Annotated in this window: 4 protein-coding genes and 1 pseudogene; 4 read left to right on the plus strand and 1 reads right to left on the minus strand. The window is 42.8% G+C overall.

Annotated elements, in window-relative coordinates; all coding sequences use genetic code 11:
* Nucleotides 1-109, plus strand: a pseudogene (locus F6K52_RS33415) (IS5/IS1182 family transposase); the annotation flags it as partial.
* A gap of 139 nt (nt 110-248) precedes the next feature.
* On the opposite strand, the gene F6K52_RS33420 reads toward F6K52_RS33415, so the two are convergent.
* Entirely contained in the window at nt 249-827 is a 579-nt protein-coding gene (locus F6K52_RS33420; RefSeq protein WP_364420992.1) for a Uma2 family endonuclease, read from the minus strand.
* A gap of 879 nt (nt 828-1,706) precedes the next feature.
* On the opposite strand from F6K52_RS33420, the gene F6K52_RS33425 reads away from it, so the two are divergent.
* The 3 genes from F6K52_RS33425 to F6K52_RS33435 form a co-directional block, all read left to right on the plus strand.
* A complete protein-coding gene (locus tag F6K52_RS33425) occupies nt 1,707-2,108 on the plus strand; it encodes a hypothetical protein (RefSeq protein WP_293088983.1) in 402 nt (133 codons plus the stop codon).
* Nucleotides 2,109-2,796: 688 nt separating this feature from the next.
* Entirely contained in the window at nt 2,797-3,708 is a 912-nt protein-coding gene (locus tag F6K52_RS33430; RefSeq protein ID WP_293088985.1) for a hypothetical protein, read from the plus strand.
* Between the two features lie 32 nt (nt 3,709-3,740).
* A partial coding sequence (locus F6K52_RS33435) for a hypothetical protein (RefSeq protein WP_293088987.1) occupies nt 3,741-3,956 on the plus strand: 216 nt, incomplete at its 3' end.

Genomic DNA, 3,956 nt, shown 5'->3' on the forward strand with positions numbered 1-3,956 from the left:
GGCTATCAATCGACTCAAGCAATGGAGACGTATCGCTACCCGGTATGAAAAACTTGCTGCCAATTATACAGCCATGATTACGATCGCCTGCATTCTTTTGTGGTTATAGTTTGAAAACACGCCCTAGCACTCATCTATAAAGTGCTGCGGGATAACTTGGTTTAGTGACTATATACTTTCTATGACTTAACTATAGCGCTAGTATAAACCAGCAACTAAATTAGTTTTTGCTAACCATTAACCTGTAATTAATCGTCTTGGTCTTCAAAAAACTCAACATCTTCATAGAGCTGGGATAGAGGACAATTAAAGTCAATGCTGGTGATATGTACATCCGGTTCTGTTGCGTCTTTTGTGGTTTCATCCATCAAGTAAGTGCTAAGTTCCCATTTGCCTCTATCATTGAGTCGGTAGCATTCAATGCTCATGGTTTCGGAATCAATCAGGAGATATTCCCTAAGGGTATCAAGGCGGCGGTAGTGTCTAAATTTTTTACCGCGATCGCTACCTTCTGTACCAGGGGAAAGGACTTCCGCAATCAGACAAGGGTGATAAATCACTTTGCGGGACTTTTGGTCACGGTGGTCGCAGGTTACCATGACATCGGGATAGTAATAAGGCCCGTTTGCTGATACACCAAGTTTGGCATCTGCCATAAAAACTTTACAGCTTTTGCCACGTAAGTGAATTTTTAGGGCAGAGGCTAAATTGAGGGCAATGGAGTTGTGGGGAAGTGTTCCCCCAGTCATGGCATAAACTTTACCGTTGATAAAGTTATATTTAATGGGTTGCTTGTCTTCCCATACCAAGTACTCTTGAGCGGTCATCAAGGAGATGGTTGGATTGGCGATCATGTGAGTAATAGCGCTGTGCGCAGGGAATAGGAAATAGAAAAAGATAGGGGAGTGTGGGGAGATGGGGAGATGGGGAGATGGGGAGAAACGGGAGATGGGTAAGGTTTTTATTAAGGGTAATTATCCTGACATGATATAAGACCACCCTGCATCACTTCCTGCCTTGAATTTGTAAACACCATTACACCCATTGGTATCACTGATAGGAATCATTTTACCAAGCAGTTTACTTAATCTAGCAAATCATTGAAACTAATAAGTTAGGATTAGAAATTAACCTATTTTATTAAGGTTTAGGGTATTGCTTTGACAAGGATGCGATCGCCTTTGGCGCGGCTTCGCCGATCGCTAGCCAACGCCCTTCGGGCTAATCGCCTTTGGCGCGGCTGAGGCCTTTGGCCACGCTTTCGCCGTAGGCGACGCTGCGCGAACGCGAACGCCGATGAAGCGAAGCTTCCGCTAAAAGCGATCGCTGAAAGCGGGGCTTCGCCCATCAGCTTCGCTGCGCCAAAGGCGATCGCAACTGCCTTTGTTAGTACTTTTCTGTCAAAAAGCAAAGCATCAGTTTTTGTACTTAAGAGTAATTATCTCTGATTATCTTATATTTTATTGACAATCAAATATTCCTGCTCTTAGAATTGCGGATGGCGTAGGACTTCTAGACCCGAACTCCACTCTTTTCCAAAGTCCGGAACAGAAGCCAGAAGGAGACCCTACGGTTCAGTTTTTCGAGTGCTCAATCTAAATTGACCCGGCCTTAAGGGGATGGCAGACTTGAGGGTCTCCATAATCTCGACCGTCCTGTCCCTTTAACATCAGGCCAAAATTCGGAAAATTAATAATTCAAACATCATGTTAAATACACCATTCAACCGCTTCAAGCCAGCTGCTCTTCCGTTGAAGAAAGCACTCTCAAGACTAGCACTCGGTCTGGCCACCCTGCTCTTTGCTGTAGTGGCAGTATTTTGTGTCACAGCTCCCACGGCTTTAGCAGCAACGGTAGAACCATTGCATGGAATAAACATCACTGAAAAAGGTGTCACGATCCTAGTGACGAGCAACGGCTGCACGCAGAAAGAGGACTTCACAACCATATTGGCAAAATCCCAGCCTCCCATTGCTACCTTCATCCGCCTGAAACCGGATTTTTGTAAAGGTGTTTCCCGTCCCATCACGATTCAGTTCTCGCTGTCGGAAGTGGGAGCGACAGAGTTTAAAGTGGCCAATCTGTTTGTACCTGGCCCCGGATTTTAGCGGCGGAAGTTCTGAAAACAGGACTCTAAGTCGAAAAAAATGTCACAAACTTCCTGGTGAGATCGTTTTAGTTATAGAGAGACACAGCTAACTTTGGGGTAAGCGAGTGTGGCGAACAGTAGTTAAACAAGGTTTAACTATTACCCTATGGTCTCAATTTAATTATTCCGCTGAAATTCCTCCCGATGCTGACGTTACGGTAGAGCGCGGGAGGAATTTTTTAGAGGGTATGCTAGAATAAAGCCTAATTTGGGGTTGCATTACTGCGGGATGATTGAGAAAATCAGGCAATTTCATGTCCTAAATACCAATCAACCCATATCCGTAAGAATAGTCACTATCAAGGTAAACGAAATGACATCAAATTCGTTGACGTCAATTTATTGAATCCTATTCCAGCAAGACTTATTCAGCCGAATTTAATAAAAATTGTGTACAAATTATATTGTGGCTAAAAAAAAATGTGGCTATATAATTTAATTTTAGATGTAAACATAGAATTTATCAAGGTAAATTCGGATCATTAGGAAAGACCTATGAGGAGTTTTTGGTGTTATGAGCAATCAGCATTTGGTTTCATGATGTATTTATAAATGCTATATCTCTTTTTTTGCTAAAGCTATAATTTTAACAACTTTAATTTATAAGACTTTTTGAAGTTTTGAGTAATATTTAAATGATGCCTAAGATGACCAATGAACTATCTCCTCCTAATCTACAAGAGGCCGAGGCTTTATTATCTGAGCTGTTTCAAGAAGTGCAAAAGTGGGAGGGTACGTTAGTTGGTGGAACAAAACTGGGTATAGGAGCAGAAGCTATTGACAGTCTGCGTCAATCAAAGGTCAGTTTTGGCAATCCTAGAGACAGATTAATTCAGCTTACAGAGGAGACATTCAAAAATAGTGGTACTGAACTGAAGGATATCTACAAGCAACAGATGTCAGAGTGGGACTTCTATTCCATGACACTCACTGTCGATTTACGTCCAGAGCGGGCTGCTAGATTTTGGCGATTGACCTGCCAGTTGGATTTTAGTCCGAAAGGAAGCCGTGAGCCAATTATTCAAAGTCTATTTCCCACACAACAGTGGCGCTCAGTTATGAGTTTTGGTGTCGGGATGGAAGTGGGATTGAATGGCAACCTAGACTGGACGATGGCAGTGGATAGTTCTCAGTTGGCGACTGAACTGGCTGAATTGCTTCCGGGTCAGCTAAAGGCAAATGTTGCTAATAACGATAATTTTAAGGCGTTCCTTGCTATTCCCGCCTATCGATACGAACTCGGTCATCCTGAAATCCTGACCAATGGTGAAGGGAACTCTAGTTGCCACTGGCGTATTCAGGACAATGAGTTACAGAAAATCGGGACAGCGAAATTTGCGATTGTCTTTAAAGTCCCGAAAGGAACTGAATCGATTACTCTCGAAGGCATAGTTTGGGCTGACACTAACATCAACTGGTTAACGGCAAATCTAGAGGACGTAGCAGTTAAGTTATCAGAGAATTTCCAAAACCTGTTAGGACAGGGTAACGAGGCAGCAAGCCGCTTTGCTCGCGGAGATTCTGAGAGATGGACTTTAATCCTTCCTCAAGTAATTTAGCTTTTAATTTCAGTGACTGAGAACCAAAATCTATGGATAAAACCTACTATACTTTTCGTATTCGCCTCGCTAATAATGAACTTGTTAGGGTAGAAAAGTGGGACAATCAGCATAAATCTAGAGGGGAACCTTCTAGACCCTTTCGATATCAGGAGAAACTAGAACAGATTACCCCCCTGCTTCAACCCGTTCTCACCAATGAACTAAACAATGCTCAGGATACAAGGAAACTGGGAGAAACTCTATTT

Source organism: Moorena sp. SIO3H5, assembly GCF_010692395.1.
Lineage (GTDB): Bacteria > Cyanobacteriota > Cyanobacteriia > Cyanobacteriales > Coleofasciculaceae > Moorena.